Source organism: Kitasatospora sp. NPDC002965, from assembly GCF_040611255.1.
Lineage (GTDB): Bacteria > Actinomycetota > Actinomycetes > Streptomycetales > Streptomycetaceae > Kitasatospora.
Genome location: NZ_JBEXNT010000311.1, coordinates 1 through 1374, shown reverse-complemented (window position 1 = coordinate 1374; position 1374 = coordinate 1). Strand labels below are relative to the sequence as shown.

Sequence of the window (1374 nt, the reverse complement as noted above, 5' to 3'; positions counted from 1 at the left end):
CCCCGTCCCCGCGGGCTCGCGCCGGCGCACGGCCGGCCACCGGACCCCCGCGGTGGCCGGCCGTTGCCGTTGGCGTTGCCGCTACCCAAGGGTGTTGATCCACTATTAGTTGAATGATAAATTAGATGCATCGACCACTGAGCGAGCCCAGGAGGAACGATGTCGACCACCAGTGTCGCCGACAACCCCGAGAAGTCCCGCTACGAAATCACCGCCGACGGCGAACTCGCCGGCTTCGCCGAGTACCACCGCTACGAGGGCGAGATCGCCTTCATCCACACGGAGATCGACGAGCGGTTCGGCGGCCGTGGCCTCGCCGGTGCCCTCGCCCGCGCGGCCCTCGACGACGCCCGGGCCCGGGAGCTGGCCGTGCTCCCGTACTGCCCCTTCATCCGCGGCTGGCTGGGCAAGCACCCGGAGTACACCGACCTGGTGCCGTCCGCCCAGCACGAGCGGTTCGGCCTGTGACCGCCGCACCGGCCGCCGGCACCCCGGACGCCACCGCGGGTGAGTTCGTCCGGTCGGCCGCCGCCGTGGCCACCAGCACCGGCGACGACTACCGGGTCGACATCCGCTCCGGCCGCCACCGCCTGGCCGCCGACGAACCGGAGTCGGCCGGCGGCGCCGACACCGCCACCACCCCCGTCGGCCTGCTCCTCTCCGCCCTCGGCTCGTGCACCGCGATCACCCTGCGGATGTACGCCCAGCGCAAGGACTGGCCGCTGACGACCGTCCGCGTGCACCTCGGCTACGAGAAGGGCCCCGAGAAGGCGGTCCGCATCACCCGGCGCATCGACCTCGTCGGCGACCTCGACGACGCCCAGCGTGCCCGGCTGCTCGACATCGCCGACCGGACGCCCGTCACCCGCGCGGTCTCCGCCGGCACCCCCATCGTGCCCGCCGCCCGGCACTGACCGAGCGCCGAGCCCTCGGCACCGTCCGACCCCCGGCGCCTCCCGCGCCCCGACCCAGGGAGAACGGCCCACCATGGCTGAACCCGTCCGCGACCCCGCCGCCCCATCGTCCGCTCCCGCGCCCGCCGTCCGGGGCGGGCACGAGTCCACCCCCGGCGGCCCGGTCCACGAACTGCTGGCCCCGCGCGAGACCGCGCTCGGCGGCAGCACCGTGGTGCGCCGGCTGCTGCCGAACATGGGTCGCCGGATGGTCGGTGCGTGGTGCTTCGTCGATCACTACGGGCCGGACGACATCGCGGAGGAGCCCGGCATGCAGGTGCCGCCGCACCCGCACATGGGCCTGCAGACCGTCAGCTGGCTCCACGAGGGCGAGGTCCTGCACCGCGACAGCCTCGGCAGCCTGGCCACCGTCCGCCCCCGCGAACTCGGCCTGATGACCTCCGGCCGCGCCATCTCCCAC

3 protein-coding genes are annotated in these 1374 nt (G+C 74.1%); all 3 read left to right on the top strand.

The window, feature by feature from the left end; all coding sequences use genetic code 11:
- Positions 1-159: 159 nt before the first annotated feature.
- Complete coding sequence (locus ABZY91_RS42060; RefSeq protein WP_329880997.1) at positions 160-468, top strand: GNAT family N-acetyltransferase; 309 nt, start codon at positions 160-162, stop codon at positions 466-468.
- On the top strand, positions 465-914 hold the full coding sequence (locus ABZY91_RS42055) for an OsmC family protein (protein WP_355409535.1): 450 nt from the start codon (positions 465-467) through the stop codon (positions 912-914). Before ABZY91_RS42060 ends, ABZY91_RS42055 begins: the two co-directional genes overlap by 4 nt.
- A 73-nt stretch (positions 915-987) precedes the next feature.
- A partial coding sequence (locus ABZY91_RS42050; protein ID WP_355409533.1) for a pirin family protein occupies positions 988-1374 on the top strand: 387 nt, incomplete at its 3' end.